Annotated in this window: 16 protein-coding genes; 7 read left to right on the forward strand and 9 right to left on the reverse strand. The window is 71.2% G+C overall.

Features of this window, described 5'->3' with window-relative positions:
* Window positions 1-13 precede the first annotated feature (13 nt).
* Window positions 14-400, forward strand: coding sequence for a RidA family protein (locus tag BUB75_RS19295; protein ID WP_073258929.1), 387 nt, complete (start codon window positions 14-16; stop codon window positions 398-400).
* A gap of 23 nt (window positions 401-423) precedes the next feature.
* Here the strand turns inward: BUB75_RS19295 and BUB75_RS19300 are convergent, their stop codons facing one another.
* On the reverse strand, window positions 424-1,392 hold the full coding sequence (locus BUB75_RS19300) for an ABC transporter permease subunit (RefSeq protein ID WP_073258930.1): 969 nt from the start codon (window positions 1,390-1,392) through the stop codon (window positions 424-426).
* Window positions 1,389-2,162 (reverse strand): ABC transporter ATP-binding protein, encoded by a 774-nt coding sequence (locus tag BUB75_RS19305; RefSeq protein ID WP_073258931.1) that lies wholly within the window; start codon window positions 2,160-2,162, stop codon window positions 1,389-1,391. The genes BUB75_RS19300 and BUB75_RS19305 overlap by 4 nt, the downstream gene beginning before the upstream one ends.
* Window positions 2,163-2,270: 108 nt before the next feature.
* Between BUB75_RS19305 and BUB75_RS19310 the strand changes: the two genes are divergently transcribed.
* Both BUB75_RS19310 and BUB75_RS19315 read left to right on the forward strand, forming a co-directional pair.
* The gene (locus BUB75_RS19310; protein WP_084741484.1) at window positions 2,271-3,377 is read left to right on the forward strand and encodes a sensor histidine kinase; all 1,107 of its coding nucleotides are present in this window, start codon (window positions 2,271-2,273) and stop codon (window positions 3,375-3,377) included.
* Window positions 3,374-4,021, forward strand: a complete 648-nt coding sequence (locus tag BUB75_RS19315; RefSeq protein WP_073258932.1) for a response regulator — start codon at window positions 3,374-3,376, stop codon at window positions 4,019-4,021. Before BUB75_RS19310 ends, BUB75_RS19315 begins: the two co-directional genes overlap by 4 nt.
* Here the strand turns inward: BUB75_RS19315 and BUB75_RS19320 are convergent.
* Window positions 4,014-4,436, reverse strand: coding sequence for a MarR family winged helix-turn-helix transcriptional regulator (locus tag BUB75_RS19320; RefSeq protein ID WP_073258933.1), 423 nt, complete (start codon window positions 4,434-4,436; stop codon window positions 4,014-4,016). The genes BUB75_RS19315 and BUB75_RS19320 overlap by 8 nt on opposite strands.
* Before the next feature lie 51 nt (window positions 4,437-4,487).
* Between BUB75_RS19320 and BUB75_RS19325 the strand changes: the two genes are divergently transcribed.
* A complete protein-coding gene (locus tag BUB75_RS19325; RefSeq protein ID WP_073258934.1) occupies window positions 4,488-5,105 on the forward strand; it encodes a TIGR03086 family metal-binding protein in 618 nt (205 codons plus the stop codon).
* Between the two features lie 152 nt (window positions 5,106-5,257).
* Here the strand turns inward: BUB75_RS19325 and BUB75_RS19330 are convergent, their stop codons facing one another.
* Together BUB75_RS19330 and BUB75_RS19335 are read right to left on the reverse strand one after the other, a co-directional pair.
* On the reverse strand, window positions 5,258-5,770 hold the full coding sequence (locus BUB75_RS19330) for a CGNR zinc finger domain-containing protein (protein ID WP_073258935.1): 513 nt from the start codon (window positions 5,768-5,770) through the stop codon (window positions 5,258-5,260).
* 136 nt (window positions 5,771-5,906) lie between these two features.
* The gene (locus BUB75_RS19335; RefSeq protein WP_218617633.1) at window positions 5,907-7,469 is read right to left on the reverse strand and encodes a dolichyl-phosphate-mannose--protein mannosyltransferase; all 1,563 of its coding nucleotides are present in this window, start codon (window positions 7,467-7,469) and stop codon (window positions 5,907-5,909) included.
* Between the two features lie 154 nt (window positions 7,470-7,623).
* Here BUB75_RS19335 and BUB75_RS19340 point away from each other — a divergent pair, with 154 nt between their 5' ends.
* Together BUB75_RS19340 and BUB75_RS19345 are read left to right on the forward strand one after the other, a co-directional pair.
* On the forward strand, window positions 7,624-8,337 hold the full coding sequence (locus BUB75_RS19340; protein WP_073258936.1) for a DUF4142 domain-containing protein: 714 nt from the start codon (window positions 7,624-7,626) through the stop codon (window positions 8,335-8,337).
* Complete coding sequence (locus BUB75_RS19345; protein WP_073258937.1) at window positions 8,334-9,110, forward strand: class F sortase; 777 nt, start codon at window positions 8,334-8,336, stop codon at window positions 9,108-9,110. Before BUB75_RS19340 ends, BUB75_RS19345 begins: the two co-directional genes overlap by 4 nt.
* Here BUB75_RS19345 and BUB75_RS19350 read toward each other — a convergent pair.
* The 3 genes from BUB75_RS19350 to BUB75_RS19360 all read right to left on the reverse strand — a co-directional run bounded on the left by BUB75_RS19350 (window position 9,107) and on the right by BUB75_RS19360 (window position 12,406).
* Window positions 9,107-9,928: a DUF1206 domain-containing protein gene (locus BUB75_RS19350; protein WP_073258938.1), complete on the reverse strand. Its 822-nt coding sequence runs from the start codon at window positions 9,926-9,928 to the stop codon at window positions 9,107-9,109. The two genes, BUB75_RS19345 and BUB75_RS19350, sit on opposite strands and share 4 nt — an antisense overlap.
* Window positions 9,929-10,004: 76 nt before the next feature.
* A complete protein-coding gene (locus BUB75_RS19355) occupies window positions 10,005-11,075 on the reverse strand; it encodes a hemolysin family protein (protein WP_073258939.1) in 1,071 nt (356 codons plus the stop codon).
* Window positions 11,076-11,077: 2 nt separating this feature from the next.
* Complete coding sequence (locus tag BUB75_RS19360; protein ID WP_178379918.1) at window positions 11,078-12,406, reverse strand: hemolysin family protein; 1,329 nt, start codon at window positions 12,404-12,406, stop codon at window positions 11,078-11,080.
* A 161-nt stretch (window positions 12,407-12,567) separates the two neighbouring features.
* Here BUB75_RS19360 and BUB75_RS19365 point away from each other — a divergent pair, with 161 nt between their 5' ends.
* Window positions 12,568-13,326, forward strand: a complete 759-nt coding sequence (locus tag BUB75_RS19365; RefSeq protein ID WP_084741486.1) for a DUF4253 domain-containing protein — start codon at window positions 12,568-12,570, stop codon at window positions 13,324-13,326.
* A 35-nt stretch (window positions 13,327-13,361) separates the two neighbouring features.
* Here BUB75_RS19365 and BUB75_RS19370 read toward each other — a convergent pair whose 3' ends face one another.
* Window positions 13,362-14,609, reverse strand: coding sequence for a tyrosine-type recombinase/integrase (locus BUB75_RS19370; RefSeq protein WP_073258940.1), 1,248 nt, complete (start codon window positions 14,607-14,609; stop codon window positions 13,362-13,364).

Here is a 14,609-nt window from a genome sequence, read left to right on the forward strand (position 1 = left end):
TTAGGTTCCGCCCATGACGGAGCGGCTCACGATTCTCAGCGGTTCGACCTTCGAGGAACAGATCGGCTACGCCCGGGCGGTGGTCGACGGTGACCACGTCTACGTCTCGGGCACCACCGGCTTCGACTACTCGACGATGACGATCGCGGACGACGTCGTGGAGCAGGCCGAGCAGTGCCTGCGCAACATCGGCGCCGCGCTCGCCGAAGCGCGGTGCACGTTCGCCGACGTCGTCCGGGTCCGGTATCTGCTGCCCGACCGCGCCGACTTCGAGCCCTGCTGGCCGGTGCTGCGCCGGACGTTCGGCGACGTCCGCCCGGCCGCCACGATGCTCGTCACCGGCCTCGCCGACCCACGGATGAGGATCGAGATCGAGGTCGACGCCCGGCGTCGCACCTGAGCCTCGCTCGGGATCGGACCGGCTCAAAGCGACCTGCGCCGCACGCCCCACAGGGCGACCCCGGCGAGTAACCCGGAGAGGCCGAGCAGCAGACCGAGCTCGAGCCACTGGAACGTCCAATACCGGTCGGCCGGGTGATACGAGACCTCGACGTGCAGGTCGAGCGCTTCCAAACAGGCCGGTGCGCTCTCCGGCGACCGGTCGACGCAGGCGCGGTAACGGTCGAGGTCGACGACGCGGCCGTCGGCGCCCAGCAGCTTCGTGGTGGAGACCACCATCGCGCCCGGGATCCGGACGCCGCTGATCGCGGCGTCGGCTCCGAGGAACCGCAGGCCCCCGATCGCCTCCGCGGTCATCGGCTGCGACGCGGTCACCGGCGGCCGTAGCTGCGGGCGGACGAGAGTCGGCGTGACGATCTGGGCCACGACCACCAGCACCACGGTCAGCGCCATCGCCGGCAACGTGCGCCGCAGAAGCAGTCCGAGCACCGCGCCGAGGACGAACGCGAACACCGCGTACCCGACCGGCGCGACGTTCCGGGTGCCGAACAGCAACGCGGTGAACCGGTCGGCGGCCACCGCGTCGTACGGGCTCGCCGCCCAGGTGAGCAGCGCGCTGAACAGGCCCGCGACCACTGCGGTCGCCGCGCCGACGACGAGCAGCTTGACCGCCAGCCAGCGCTGCCGGGTGATGCTCTGGTTCCACACCAGCCGATGTGTGCCCGCCTCCAGCTCCCGGGCGACCAGCGGCGCGCCCCAGAACGCACCCACCAGCGCCGGGAGCACGAGCAGCCCGGCGTCGAGGAAGTACAGCCGGTTCGCGAACCGGTGCTCGAACGACTCCGCCAGGCCCTCGCAGCCGGATTCGCACCGGACGTACGCGCTGTGCCGGATCTGGTAGGCCACCACGACCAGGTAGACCGCGAGCGCGCCGAGCACGAGGCCCGCGACCACCGCCTGCGCGCGGAACTGCCGCCAACTGAGCCACGTCATCGCGCGCCCCCGAGGTAGCTCAGGACGAGGTCTTCCAGCGTCACGGGGAGCGCCCCGGGCGGTGGTGACGATGTCCGGACGATCGTGCCGCCGACTCGATGGTGGGCGGCGAGCAGGTCCTGGACGTCCCCGGCGATCTGGACTCGCGCGCCGCCGAGCACGATCAGGTGGTCGCAGACCCGCTCGACGTCGGAGAGCAGGTGGGAGGAGAGCACGGCGGTCCCGCCGAGCTCGGCGATCGACTCCCGCAGGTTCTGCAGGAACTCGGATCGGGCCAGCGGGTCGAGCGCCGCCGCCGGCTCGTCGAGAACGAGCAACTCCGGACGCTTCGCCGCAGCCAGCGTCAGCACGAGGCCGGCGCGCTGGCCGCCGGAGAGCCGACCGGCTTTCTGGTCGGACGCCACCCCGGCCTCCGCGAGCCGCCGACGGGCGAGGGGTGCGTCCCACCGCGGGTTGAGACGGGCGCCGAGCCGCAGGTGGTCGGCGACCGTGAGGTCCCGGTAGACCGGGGCGTCCTGAGCGACGAAGCCCACCCGCGCCAGGTGCCGGGCGTCGGCGGCCGGGCGGGTGCCGAAGACCCGCAGCGTGCCGGACGATGGTGCGATCAGCCCGCACACCAGCTGGAGCAGCGTCGACTTGCCTGCGCCGTTCGGACCGACTAGGCCGACGATCCGGCCGGGCGGTACGTGGAGGTCACAGTCGGCCAACGCGGTGCGGCGGCCGTAACGTTTGCCCAGGCCATCGGCCTCGAGCACGGGTGTGGATGTCATGGGTGGAAGCGTCCGGGGTGGCCCAGGTCCGGGGCACCCTGCCGATGACCGGTTCCGGTCGTACTTTTGACCGGTTCGGCCCCGACGACGATTTCGTAACCTCACGGAGTGCGGAATCCACCCTGGAGCGAAGCGTCCCTCGGCGTCGCATTCGTGGTCCTGGCGGTCTACACGGCCGTGGCGATCGGCGTCAGCTGGGGTGGGACCTACTGGGTCTTCGACGCTGCGGCCGGGGCGGCGCTGGCCGGGTGCGCGATGGTCCGACGGCGGCATCTCCGGGCAGCGGCCGGTGCCGGGCTGGCCGTCGCGGCGGTGGCGATCCTGGTCGCTTGGGCGGCCGAGTTACCCCGGGAGCCGGGGCCGGTGGCCGTGCTGGCGCTGGGGGTGCTGGTGGCGGACGCCGTACGGACGCTTCCGAGCGGCTCGGCGGGAGCGGTGGCGCTGGGAGGCCTGGCCGTCGTCGGTGGCAGCATCGCGGCGGGCGGTGTGGGGGCCATGCCGGTGCTCAACGCTCTCGGCTGGGTCGCGGCGGTCGGGATCGGGTTCGCGCTGCGCGCCGCGGACGATCGTCGCCGCGCCACGCTGGAGGCGATCCGCCGGGAGGAACGCCTGGAGTTGGCTCGCGAACTGCACGACGTGGTCGCGCATCACGTCACCGGGATCGTCGTCCAGGCGCAGGCGGCTCAGCTCGCCACCCGCCGGAACGACGCGCTGGCACCGCTCGGCCCGTCGCTCGCCGAGATCGAGGAAGCGGGCTCCGAGGCGTTGGCCGCGATGCGACGGGTCGTCGGGGTGCTGCGCAACACGTCGGACGCCGCTCCGACCACCGCCGGCTCGGAGGACCTCACCGCACTGCTCGACCGGTTCGAGTCCCGGCACGGGTCGATAGTCGAACGGCAGGTGCCCGACGAGCTTCCCGGCCGCCCACCGGAGGTCGCCAGCACCGCGTACCGGATCGTCCAGGAGGCGCTGACGAACGTGTCGCGGCATGCCCCGAACGCCCGGTCGGTCGGCGTCCGGATCACCACCGAGGACCGGCAGCTCATCGTCGAAGTCACCGACGACGCACCGTACGGCGCAACGCGTTACCACCGCCCGGGGTACGGCCTCGCCGGCATGCGCGAACGCGTCGAGTCGCTCGGCGGCACGCTCTCCGCGGGTCCGCGCGACGGCTCCGGCTGGGCCGTCCGCGCGAACCTGCCGGTGCCGTTGTGACGATCCGCGTGCTGCTCGCCGACGACCAGGCGATGGTCCGCGGCGGCCTGCGTCTGATCCTGGAGGACCAGCCCGACCTCACGGTCGTGGCCGAGGCCGTCGACGGCGCCGAGGCGGTCGCGCTGGCCAGGGAACTGCGGCCGGACGTCTGCCTGGTCGACATCCGGATGCCGCGGCTCGACGGGTTGGAGGTCACCCGTGCGCTGGCCGGGCCGGGCGTCCGCGACCCGCTGCGGGTCGTCGTCGTCACGACGTTCGACCTGGACGAGTACGTCTACGGCGCGCTGCGGGCGGGCGCGGTCGGTTTCCTGCTCAAGGACGCCGGTCCGGCGCTGCTCGTGGAGGCGGTCCGGGCCGCGCACGCCGGGGACGCGCTGGTGTCGCCGTCGGTCACGGTGCGGCTGCTGCGTCACGTCAACGGCGTCGCACCGGCCCGCGCCCCGCTCGCCCGGCCGCTGACCGACCGCGAGCTGGAGGTGGTCCGCGCCGTCGCCCGCGGCCGCACCAACCGGGAGATCGCCGCCGAGCTGTTCATCTCGCTCAGCACGGTAAAGAGCCACGTCTCCGGGATCCAGGCCAAACTCGACGTCCGCAACCGGGTCGAGATCGCCGCCTGGGCGTGGGAGAACCAGCTGGTCAGCTAGCTCGCACGGCCGCGTGCAGCGTTTGCAGCGCGGCGACGAACGCCTCTCGCTGCGCCGGCGGCAGCACCGCCAGGAGCTGCTCCTCCTCGCGCTGGATCGCGGCCTGCACCGCGTCGCGGAGCTGCCGGCCCTTCGGGGTGATCGAGAGGACGCGAGCGCGCCGGTCGTCCGGGGCGGGGCCCCGCTCGATCAGCCCGTCGGCCTGGAGCTGGTCGAGCACCGCGATCAGCCGGGTCTTGTCGGCGCCGATCGCCTCGGCCAGCGCGGCCTGCGTCCGTACCGGCTGGTCGTCGAGGCTCAGCAGCACGGTGTAGCCCCACATCGAGAGCTGGTGCTCCTGCAGGATCGGCCGCTCCAACGCGACGAGCACTCGCCCGATCGGGCCCATCATCGCGGCCAGATCCGGTCGGGTCATGCCGAGAAGATACCCGTTGACAAATCATAAGCATGAGCACATCGTAAGCTGATGCTTATTGATTGGGAGATCGTTCGAGACATCGATGCCCGCGCCGTGCGCTACAGCGTCGAGCAGGTCGACGCGGTGACCACCGGGGACCTCGGGCGGCCGACGCCGTGCGTCGGCTGGAGTTTGGCCGACCTGCTGGGCCACCTGATCGCGCAGCATCGCGGCTTCGCCGCGGCTGCCGCGGGCCATGGGGCCGACCTGACCCAGTGGGCGGTTCCGTCGATCGGCGACGACGTCGTGCAGCGCTATCGCTCGGCGGCGGACGACGTACTCGCCGCGTTCGCCGCACTGGAAGCCCCGGATCGCCCCGTGCACCTGCCGGAGTTCCAGTCCGAACCGTTCCCGGCCGTCGCCGCGGTCAACTTCCACGCGGTGGACTACCTGGTCCACGCGTGGGACGTCGCGGCCACGCTGGGTCGGCCGTTCGCCCCGGACGACGCGCTGGTGAACGCGCTACTCCCGCTCGTCCTCGCGATCCCGAACGACGCCGAGCAGCGCGCACCGGGCAGCCCGTTCGCACCAGCCCTACCGGCACCGGCGGACGCGTCGCCGCTGGAACGCGTCCTGACGGCCCTGGGCCGCTCCCCGGAGTGGCGCCCAACCGCCCCCCACGCCTAACCGGCCGGCCCCGCCCCGCGCGGCCCGCCTCACGCGGCCCGGCCAGCGCGGCCCGGCCAGCGCGGCCCGGCCAGCGCGGCCCGGCCAGCGCGGCTCGGCGCGGCGCGGCCCCGCGGCCCGGCGCGGCCCTGCGGGCTGGCGCGGCGCGCGGCTTACCGCGTCCGGGCGCGGTGCCTTCGGACGGCGTCCTTGTTGGCACACGCCGGGGAGCAGTAGCGCTGGCGCCCGGTGCGGCTGACGTCCGCGAACGGACGCCGACACTCGTCGACCGCGCAGCGTCCCAGCCGATGCATCCCCCGTCCGGTCAGGTGCAGCGCGGTGCCGACGCTGATCAGCGCCCGCAGCACGCCGGCGAGCGGGAGGTCCGGCGCCCGGTAGTGGACGTGCCAGCCGTCGCCGTCGTGGTTGGTCAGCCGGGGGTATGCCGAGGCGGCCGCCAGCAACTCGTTCAGGCGGTCGGCGCGCGTCACGTCGTCCGGTGCGTCGACCACACCGAGCCACTCGACGAGGAAGCTCCGCACGTCGTCCAGGTCGATCTCGCGGTCGGGCACCTCGACGCCGGCCGCCCGGCAACGGACCGTCAGTTCCTCGGCCGTTGCCGGCGGGTCGGCGGCGAGCTCGACCGCGAACCGCACCGGATCCTCGCCGTAAGGGTTGATGTGCACAAGGCCATTACAGCATGCTCGAACGCATGGAACACCGCTGGCGAACCATGTCCAGTCACTCGACGAGCGAAGGCCGGATCCACTACGAGCGCTGTGCGTGCGGGCGGTGGCGCGTCACCCGTCACGCGTCCGGCCCTCAGATCCAGGAGTCGAACCACATCCGGGAGTGCCAGTTGTCGTACGTCATCTGTTCACCGGTGTAGATCGGATAGAAGTACGCGAACGTCGCCGCGATCACCAGGACGTAGGCCGCGACCGCGACCGCACCGACCAGCCTTCGGTCGCGGTCGGCCACCACGTCGGTCGCCGGTATCAGCGGATCGGCGTCCCGCCGTAGCCCCGGCCCGAGCACCATGCCCAGCGCCAGCGTCACCGCGAGCACCAGGAACGGCAGCGCGGGCAGCGTGTAGAAGTAGAACATCGTGCGGGTCGGGTAGAGCGTCCACGGCAGGATGCCTGCGCCGATGCTCATCAGCAGGATCGTCCCCGCCCGCCAGTCACGCCGCGCCAGCCAGCGCCACGTGACCATCACCAGCGCCGGGATGAACGACCACCACAGCAGCGGCGTGCCGAGCGCGAGCACCTCGGCCGAGCAGTTGTCGGTGCCGCATCCCGGGTCGCTCGAGTAGTAGTACGCGACCGGACGGCCGAGGAGCAGCCAGCTCCACGGCGTGGACTGGTAGTCGTGCTTGGCGTGCAGTCCGGTGTGGAAGTCGTACGCGTGGACGTGGTACTCCCACAGATTTCCGAGCGCCGACGGCAGGAACCACGGCCCTGGCCACGGGTTGCCGTCGCGGTTCCAGCCGTCGTCGGACAGGAACCACCCGGTCCACGTCGACAGATAAACGGCGAGGATGACGACGCCGGAGAGGACCAGCCAGCCGGTCTCCCGTGCCAGCGCGTCCCGGATCGGACGCCGCACACCCGCGCTGCGCCTGGCCTGCACCGTCCACCAGAACGTCAGCCCGGCGAGCGCGATGATGTACCAGCTCGCGCTCCACTTGACGCCGAGCGCGCACCCCGCGCTCACCGCGGTCGCGAACCGCCACCAGGGCACCCGGTAGCCGATTCCGGCCGCTAGGTCCTCGCCGGCTTCGGCTCGGCGCAACAGCCAGGCGCGGGTCGAATCCCGGTCGAGCAGCGCGAAGGCGAACGCCAGCAGCAGGAAGAACATCAGGTAGATGTCGAGGAGCGCGACCCGGCTCATCACGAAGTGCAGGCCGTCGAGGGCGAGCAGCAGACCCGCGATACAACCGAGCAGCGTCGACCCGAACAGGCGCCGCGCGATTCGGGCGAGCAGCAACACCGAGAGTGCGCCGATCACCGCTGCGGAGATCCGCCAGCCGAGCGCGTTGTAACCGAAGACCTGCTCGCCCCCCGCGATCAGCCACTTGCCGAGCGGCGGATGGACGACGTAACCGGGGCCGGTGCCTTCCTTGTCCCGCTCGACGCCGAACTGCAGGAGGTCGTGGGCCTCCTTGGCGTAGTAGACCTCGTCGAAGATCTTGTCGCCCGGTGTGGACAGGCCGACCAGCCGCAACACCAGCGCGAGCAGTGCGACCGACCCGGTCCACAGCCATGACGACACGCGGTCGGTCGGCAGCCCGGTGGTGAGCCGGCGGCGCAAGGACGGTCGAGCGCCCGGCGTCTCGGCGAGATCCACGGGAGACGACGGAGACAACGGTTCGGTCACGGCCACCCGCCGATCGTAGGCCGTAAGCACGACCGGGACGCGTATGGACCGAAGAGCGCGGGTAACACACAGCGTGTTGAACCCAACGCAGCGGTAGGGTCACTGGGAGGTATCCGGTACCTTCTCGGTGGACCAGGCGTGAGCCCGGAAGGACGATGCCATGCGGCTGAGGGTCGTTTCCACCGGTGGCCGCTTAGCGGCGTTGCTCTCCGTCGTCGTCGTCCTGATCGTCGGCGGGCTCCGCACGCCGGCCACCGCCGCACCAGCGCCCGGCGTGAACGCGCAGGACCAATCTTTCCTTCGCGGCGCGCACCAGGCTCATCTCACCGCGATCGCCGCGGGCCGGATCGCGATCCGCAAGGCCACCGAAGCCGAGACGCGGGACATGGCGAACCGCTGGATCGCTGATCACTCCCGGCTGGACAACGCGCTCCGGCCGGTCGCGAAGAAGCTCGGCGTCGATCTGCCCGCCCGCCCGGACGCCACCCAGCAGGCGATGCTCAGCCGCTACGAGCAGACCAGCGGCGCGGCGTTCGACGGGCTCTGGGTCACCACGCAGCGTCAGGCCCAGGCGTCGCTCCGGCGGCTGGTGGAGGCCGAGCTGACCGGCGGCCAGAACGGCGAGGTGAAACAGCTCGCCCGGCAGACCTCACCGGTCGTCGCCCAGCACGCCCAGTTGCTCGACGACTCCGCGCCCGGGCTGGGTGCGGCGCCGGGTCAGGTCGACGGTGGGCGCGGCATCTCGTCCGGCGACCGGCCGGTGATCGCCGCGACGCTGACCGTGGCCGGGCTGGCGTTCCTGCTCGGGTCGGCGTGGCTCTGGCGACGCCGCCTCGTGGCCGTCCGCGGTGAGAGTGGACACTCCGAGGCATGAACGACGGGCCAGTCCCGGCTCGGCGGTTCCTCCTGCCGAGCCGTCGTAAGTTCCGGATCCCCACCCCGAACCGCTCCAGCCGTTGGCCGGCGTACACCGGTCTGGCCAGCGGCGTCGTCTGCCTGGCCGCCGCCGCGATCTACGCGCTGACGCCTCCGCCCGGCCCGGAATTACCCAGCGAGGTGGGTGTCGTCCCTGGCGAGAGCCCACGGGCTGCCGCCGCGACCGCGCCCACGGCGCCGTCGCGCAAGCCGTCACGGGCACCCACCACCCGTGCCTCGACCCGGTCGCCTGCGCCGTCGCTCACGGTGCCGCCCGCCCCCGACGTCGCCCGTCCCAAGCGGCTGGTGATCCCGGTGCTCGGCGTCGACGCGACCGTCGAGTCGGAGAAACTCGACCCGGTCGGCGGGCTAACCCTGCCCGACGACCCACGCCGGGTCGGCTGGTGGTCGGCGGGTGCGGGGCCGGGGGCCGGGTTCGGCTCGGTGATCCTCGCCGGTCATGTGGACGACCGGGAGCGCGGCCGTGGGGCGCTCTACAAGATCGGATCGCTCTCGGTCGGCGACTTGATCTGGGTCGACAGCACGTCCGGACGTCGGGCCTACCGGGTCGCGGCCCGCCGGGTCTACAAGAAGGCCACGCTCCCCGGTGACGTGTTCGCGCAGGGGGTTCCCGAACGGCTCGTGCTCATAACGTGCACCGCCCCGTACGACCGGGAAACCCAGTCGTACGAGGCGAATGTCGTTGTGTACGCGTCGCCGGCTACCGGTTAGCTCTTCCGGTACCGAGCGTCGAAGAAGCAGTAGACGCCGTAGCAGATGAAGCCCAGCGCCACGAGCCAGAGCAGCAGCGCACCGTACGGCTGATCGGAGATCGTCTTCATCGCGCCGTCGAGGCCGGACGCCTTCTCCTTGTCGAACGTGACCGCCGCGGTCACGACCAGAGCACCGACGACGCCGTACGCGACGCCGACCGCCATGTAACCCACCTGGCCGAGACGCTCGGCGGTGCGCCGCGCCCGGGCGTCGGCGTGCGAGAGGTCGAGGTCGTCGCGGAACCGCTTCGCCCAGCCGCGCCGGACGACGAACGCCGCGATACCGATGATCGCCAGACCCAGCACCACGACCAGCGCGCGGCCGAACGGCTGCTCGAGCAGCTTGCCGGTCAACGACTCGGTCTTGCTGCCGTGCTGCGGGGTGCCCATCGCGAACTTGCCCGCGGTGAACGCGAGGAAGCCGAACAGGGCCGCCTCGCCTGCGCTGGTCAGCCGCTTGATCGTCCGGCGGTCACCGGCCGAGGCGTGGCCCCAGATCGCCTCGGCGATCTGCCAGACCGTCAGCGCGACCAGCCCGATCGTGATGATCCAGAGCAGCGCCTGACCGAACGGGGTCTCCGCGACCTGGCTCAGCGCGCCGTTCTTGTTGGCCTCTTCGCCGCCCGACTCGCCGGTCGCCACCTTGATCGCCAGGAACGCGATGAGCAGGTTCACCACCCCGTACGCGATCAATCCGACGCGGCCGATGCGAGTGATCGTGTCGCTGCGGGCGGCGCGGCGCGCAGTGTTACTGGCCCCGCTCACCGTGCTCGTCATCGTTGGCCTCCGTGGTGTTGCTGTGCGGTGGATGACGTCCGGCCGACCATGGTCCGCGGCCGGATGTCCTGCCTCCTCAGTCGCCGTTCGGAGCCGCTGCCAAACCAGGAGCGCTCCGGTCGGAGATCGGCGGGGTCTCGTTCAGTTGACCCACCAGTTCCTCGAGCAGGTCCTCCAGCGCGACGACGGCCACCCCGTGGGACTCGGTCACCAGCCCGAGATGTGCCCCGCTCCGCCTTAGGACCTCGACCGCGTCGGCGAGCGGCGCGTCGTGCTCGACGTCCGGCATCGTGCGGATCAACCGCGCCGGCAGCGGCCCGTCCAGTTCGTCCGGGGAGGCTTCCAACAGGTCCTTCGCGTGCACGTAGCCGCTGAAACCGTCGGGTCCCCGGACCGGGAACCGCGAGTACCCCGACGACGCCACCAGCCGCTCGACCTCGCGCACGGTCGCACCGTCCGGCACGACCTGGAGCCCGTCGCCGGCCAGGGCCACGTCACCGGCGGTGCGGGCCTCGGTGGAGAGCGCGCGGGTCAGACGCCGCTCCGCGTCGGCGTCCAGGAACCCCTCGGCGCGTGACTCCGCGACCAGCTCGGTCATCTCCTCGCCGGTGTAGACCGTGTTCAGGTCGTCCCGGGGGGTGATGCCGAACAGCCGCAGGATGCCGTTCGCGGTGGCGTTCAGGCTGACCACGGCCGGTTTGGTGATCCGGCACCAGGTGACCATCGGCGGGCCGAGAAGCAGCGCGGCCCGCACCGGTCCCGCCAGCGAGATGTTCTTCGGCACCAGCTCGCCGAGCACCAGGTGCAGGTACGAGACGATCGTCAGCGCGAGCACGAACGCGATCGGGTGCAGCAGGCCCTCGGGGACGTGGACCAGCTTCAGCGGCCCCTCGATCAGGTGCGCGACCGCGGGCTCGCCGACCGCACCGAGCCCGAGCGAGCAGAGCGAGATGCCCAGCTGCGCACCGGCGAGCATCAGCGAGAGGTGCTCCACGCCGTACAGCGCGGTCCTCGCCGCTCGGGAGCCGCGCGCGACTCGCGGTTCGAGCTGATCCCGGCGGGTGGTGACCAGCGCGAACTCAGCGCCGACGAAGAACGCGTTGCCCAGCAGCAGGACGAACGCCAGCAGTACGAAGCCGAGGTCCATGGTTACTCATCCCTCGGCTCGAGCTCGGTCCGGACCAGGCGCATCGACGCGATCCGGTGGGCGTCCATCTGCTCGACGGTCAGCTCCCACTCGGCGGGGTCGATCGCGTCCTCGACCCTGACCGCGTCGCCGACCTCGGGGACCTTGCCCGCGCGGTCGAGGAACAGCCCGGCCAGCGTCTCGTACGGCCCGGACGGCACGTTGAAGCAGAGGCGCGTCGCAGCCGCGTCGTCACGCAGCAGCCCGGAGACCCGCCACTCGTCGCGGCCGAGCGGAACGATGTCGGGCTCCGGCGGGCGGTCGTGCTCGTCCCGCACCTCGCCGACCAGCTCCTCGATCAGGTCCTCCAGCGTCACCACGCCGGCCAGCCCGCCGTACTCGTCGATGACCGCGGACATCTGCAGCGGCTCCCGGCGGAGCTGCCCGAGCGCCTCGTCCAGCTCCAGGGTCTCCGGCAGAACGCCGAGCGGCTCGATCACCTCCCGGATCGACGTGCGGGCCCGCTCCTCGTCCGGAAAACGAAAAACAGCCTTCACATGGACGACGCCCAGCAGGTTGTCGAGCTGGTGCTCGAACACGGGAAAGCGCGAGAAGCCGGTGCGGCGGGACTGGGTGGCCAGATCCGCGACCGAGCTGTGCGCCGCCAGGGCTCGTACCTTGGTGCGCGGGGTGAGCACGTCGGCCACCGTGCGGTCGTCGAACGCGAGCGAGCGGCGAACCAACCGGGCCGTGCCTTCCGCCAGCGCGCCCTGCTCCGCCGACGCCCGGATGAGGCTGCCCAGCTCCGCCCGGGACCGGCCGGCACCGAGTTCATCCTGCGGTTCGATGCCCAGTTTGCGGATCACCCAGTTCGCGGAACCGTTCAGCAGCAGGATGAGCGGCTTGCACGCGGAGCTGAACGCCCGCTGGATCGGCGCGACGACGTACGCGGTCCGCAGTGGCTCGGCGACCGCGGCGTTCTTCGGCACCAGCTCGCCGAACACCGTTTGGACCGCCGTCGCCAGGATGAGGGCCACCACATAGGACGCCGTGTTCGCGACGCTCTCCGACAGCCCCGCGGCCTCGAACGCCGGGTCGAGCAGGCGCCCGATCGAGGGCTCGGCGAGGTAACCGAGTACCAGCGAGGAAACCGTGATCCCCAGCTGCGAGCCCGACAGCTGGAACGAGAGCGACCGGAGCGCCGCCAGCACCCCCGCGGCCCGGTCGTTGCCGCTGTCCGCGAGCCGCTGGACGCGGGGCCGATCAACGCTGGTGAGCGAGAATTCCGCCGCGACGAAGACCGCGTTTGCGGCGAGGAAGACCAGAACCGCGACGAGTGCGGCCGCGGTCACCGGACACGCCGTCGGAATCGAGAAAGCTGCGGGTGGGCAGCGACAGAACTCATGGGAAGGGATGTTGCCGCACGGCCCCGAGCTCACACGCGGGACGGGGCGGGACAGTCCGTGGCCGCCCTAGCCTGCCGACATGCCATCCGGCCTGAGAGACTGGCGAGGTGGCCGCTGTCAGTTCGTTCTCGGATCGAGGGGGCAACCCGCAGGACGTATTCGTCCGGCTCGGCGTCGCACTCCCTGGACTCGACCTGCTGTTCCGCACCGGGACGGGGGTACCGGTGTGGTCGTACCCCGTCGATACCGGCGAGGGCTTCGACCACTGGCTACGCCTGCGCCGGCTCCACGAGCGCACCGGCCTCTACCCGTTCCTGGTCGGCCCCGGCGACGAAACCGCTGACCTCGCGTTCATGGCCGAGAACGACTGCGACCCGACCGCCGTCGAGCGCGGCCTGGCCTTGGACGCCGGCCGCCGCCTCGCGGAGCTGGCCGCCGCCCAGGACACGATGTCCGTCGAAGAGGTCTTCCTGAACCCGGATCTCGACGTCCAGCCGAGCCCGGAGCCAGAATTCGTCTGGGACAAGCAGGAGACCCTGGTGGCGCTCATTCCCGCCAGGGCAGGCTACGAGGTGCCCGGGCTGCTGTCCTGGCAGGGCGCGGTGAACTGCGACGTGGACGCCGCGGACCACGTCGCGATCCTCAAGCGGTGGCACGACATGCATGGCGCGCAGCTGGTGACGCTCTCGTTCGACATGCTCGAACTGCTGGTGCCGACGCCGCCGATGGATCCCCGGGCGGCCGCGGAGAGTGCGATCGAGCAGTACGCGTACTGCCCGGACGCGGTCGACCAGGGGGTGGGTTCCTTACCCGCGCTCGCCGCCGGCCAGGTCCGCAGCCCCAGCTGGTACTTCTGGTGGGACTAGCGCCCTGACCTGGGGTTTCTTCATCGCGTTCGTGCTCAGGCCGTCGCTAGGCCGTCACCGGGCAACTCACCGGCCTGGAACACCTTGTCGACAGCGGCCCGCGTCCGGGCTTCGCTCGCGGGCATGAGATGCGTGTAGGTACGGAGCGTGAAACCGGGGTCGGCGTGACCGAGGTACTCCGAGAGGGCCTTGATGCTCTCCCCGGCGTCGAGCAGCACCGAGGCGTAGAAATGCCGGAGCGCATGCATGCCGTTGTGGTAGTCGGCAGCCACGCCGATCTTGGTTCGAGCGTTGGCCCAGACGTGCCGGTTGAAGTGGTTCCGGTTGCATGCCCGGAACTCCCGGGTGTGCAGGAGGAGAGGAACGGTCAGCGGGTCACCGTCGAGGGTGCGCCAGGGCATCGTGACATCGAGTGGCGGACAGCGAACGATGTGCGCGGCCAGCCGTTCGGCAACGCTGTCGGGCAACGGGACGTCCCGGACCTTGTCGCCTTTCGGCGGCCCGTAGGCGAGCTTGCCCCGGATGGTGCGGACGGCCCTCACGACATGGATGACGCCCCGGAGGAAGTCGACCTGGTCGACGCCGAGCCCGAAGACCTCTCCCTGCCGTAGCCCGCAACCAGCTGCCAGATCCACCGCGATCCGGTACCGCTCGGGCAGGGCAGCTCGCATCGCGATGACCTGCTCAACGGGCCACGGAACGATCCGACGGACCGGGACCTTCGGCGATTTCACCGACTTCGCCGAGCAGGGGTTCTTCACGATCCGTTCGTCGTCTACCGCCGCCGACAGGACGGTGGACAGCAGCGCGAACAACACTCGGCGGTAAGCCGGGGCGACCTTCTTCGTCTGGAGTCCCCGATCCCACGCCCGCACGGTGGACGGCTCGATCTGCACGAGGGAGCGGTCACCGAAGTACGGGTGCAGGTGGGTGCGGAATCGCTGCTCGACTGATTCCCGGGTGGTCTCCTCGAAGGTCTGGTCCGCTAGCCAGCCGTCGGCGTAGCTCCGGAAGGTGATCCGGCCTGCGCGCGGATCGACGTAGGCGCCATGCAGCTTGCTCGTCTCGGTGGTGACTAGGAATGCTTCAGCGGCCCTCTTCTCACGATCGGGAAACGACTTGCTGCGTTCCCGTCCGTCCGGCGCGATGTAGCGAACGCGGTAACGCATCCCCCGTCCGTGCAGCAACGTCGGTTCCATGACGGGCTTGCCCCTATCGCTGAGAACCGGCTTGCCGTTCTCGTCGCGCTGGGGCTGGTACCAGCGGTCCTCAATGTGTCCCAT

Origin of the sequence: Cryptosporangium aurantiacum (genome assembly GCF_900143005.1) — a bacterium.
Lineage (GTDB): Bacteria > Actinomycetota > Actinomycetes > Mycobacteriales > Cryptosporangiaceae > Cryptosporangium > Cryptosporangium aurantiacum.

Excerpts from the sequence above, each read along its gene's own strand:
- BUB75_RS19300 (WP_073258930.1), bottom strand. The coding sequence starts at position 1,392 with ATGACGTGGCTCAGTTGGCGGCAGTTCCGCGCGCAGGCGGTGGTCGCG.
- BUB75_RS19320 (WP_073258933.1), bottom strand. The coding sequence starts at position 4,436 with ATGACCCGACCGGATCTGGCCGCGATGATGGGCCCGATCGGGCGAGTG.
- BUB75_RS19345 (WP_073258937.1), top strand. The coding sequence starts at position 8,334 with ATGAACGACGGGCCAGTCCCGGCTCGGCGGTTCCTCCTGCCGAGCCGT.
- BUB75_RS19350 (WP_073258938.1), bottom strand. The coding sequence starts at position 9,928 with ATGACGAGCACGGTGAGCGGGGCCAGTAACACTGCGCGCCGCGCCGCC.
- BUB75_RS19355 (WP_073258939.1), bottom strand. The coding sequence starts at position 11,075 with ATGGACCTCGGCTTCGTACTGCTGGCGTTCGTCCTGCTGCTGGGCAAC.
- BUB75_RS19305 (WP_073258931.1), bottom strand. The coding sequence starts at position 2,162 with ATGACATCCACACCCGTGCTCGAGGCCGATGGCCTGGGCAAACGTTAC.
- BUB75_RS19340 (WP_073258936.1), top strand. The coding sequence starts at position 7,624 with ATGCGGCTGAGGGTCGTTTCCACCGGTGGCCGCTTAGCGGCGTTGCTC.
- BUB75_RS19295 (WP_073258929.1), top strand. The coding sequence starts at position 14 with ATGACGGAGCGGCTCACGATTCTCAGCGGTTCGACCTTCGAGGAACAG.
- BUB75_RS19325 (WP_073258934.1), top strand. The coding sequence starts at position 4,488 with ATGCTTATTGATTGGGAGATCGTTCGAGACATCGATGCCCGCGCCGTG.
- BUB75_RS19370 (WP_073258940.1), bottom strand. The coding sequence starts at position 14,609 with ATGGGACACATTGAGGACCGCTGGTACCAGCCCCAGCGCGACGAGAAC.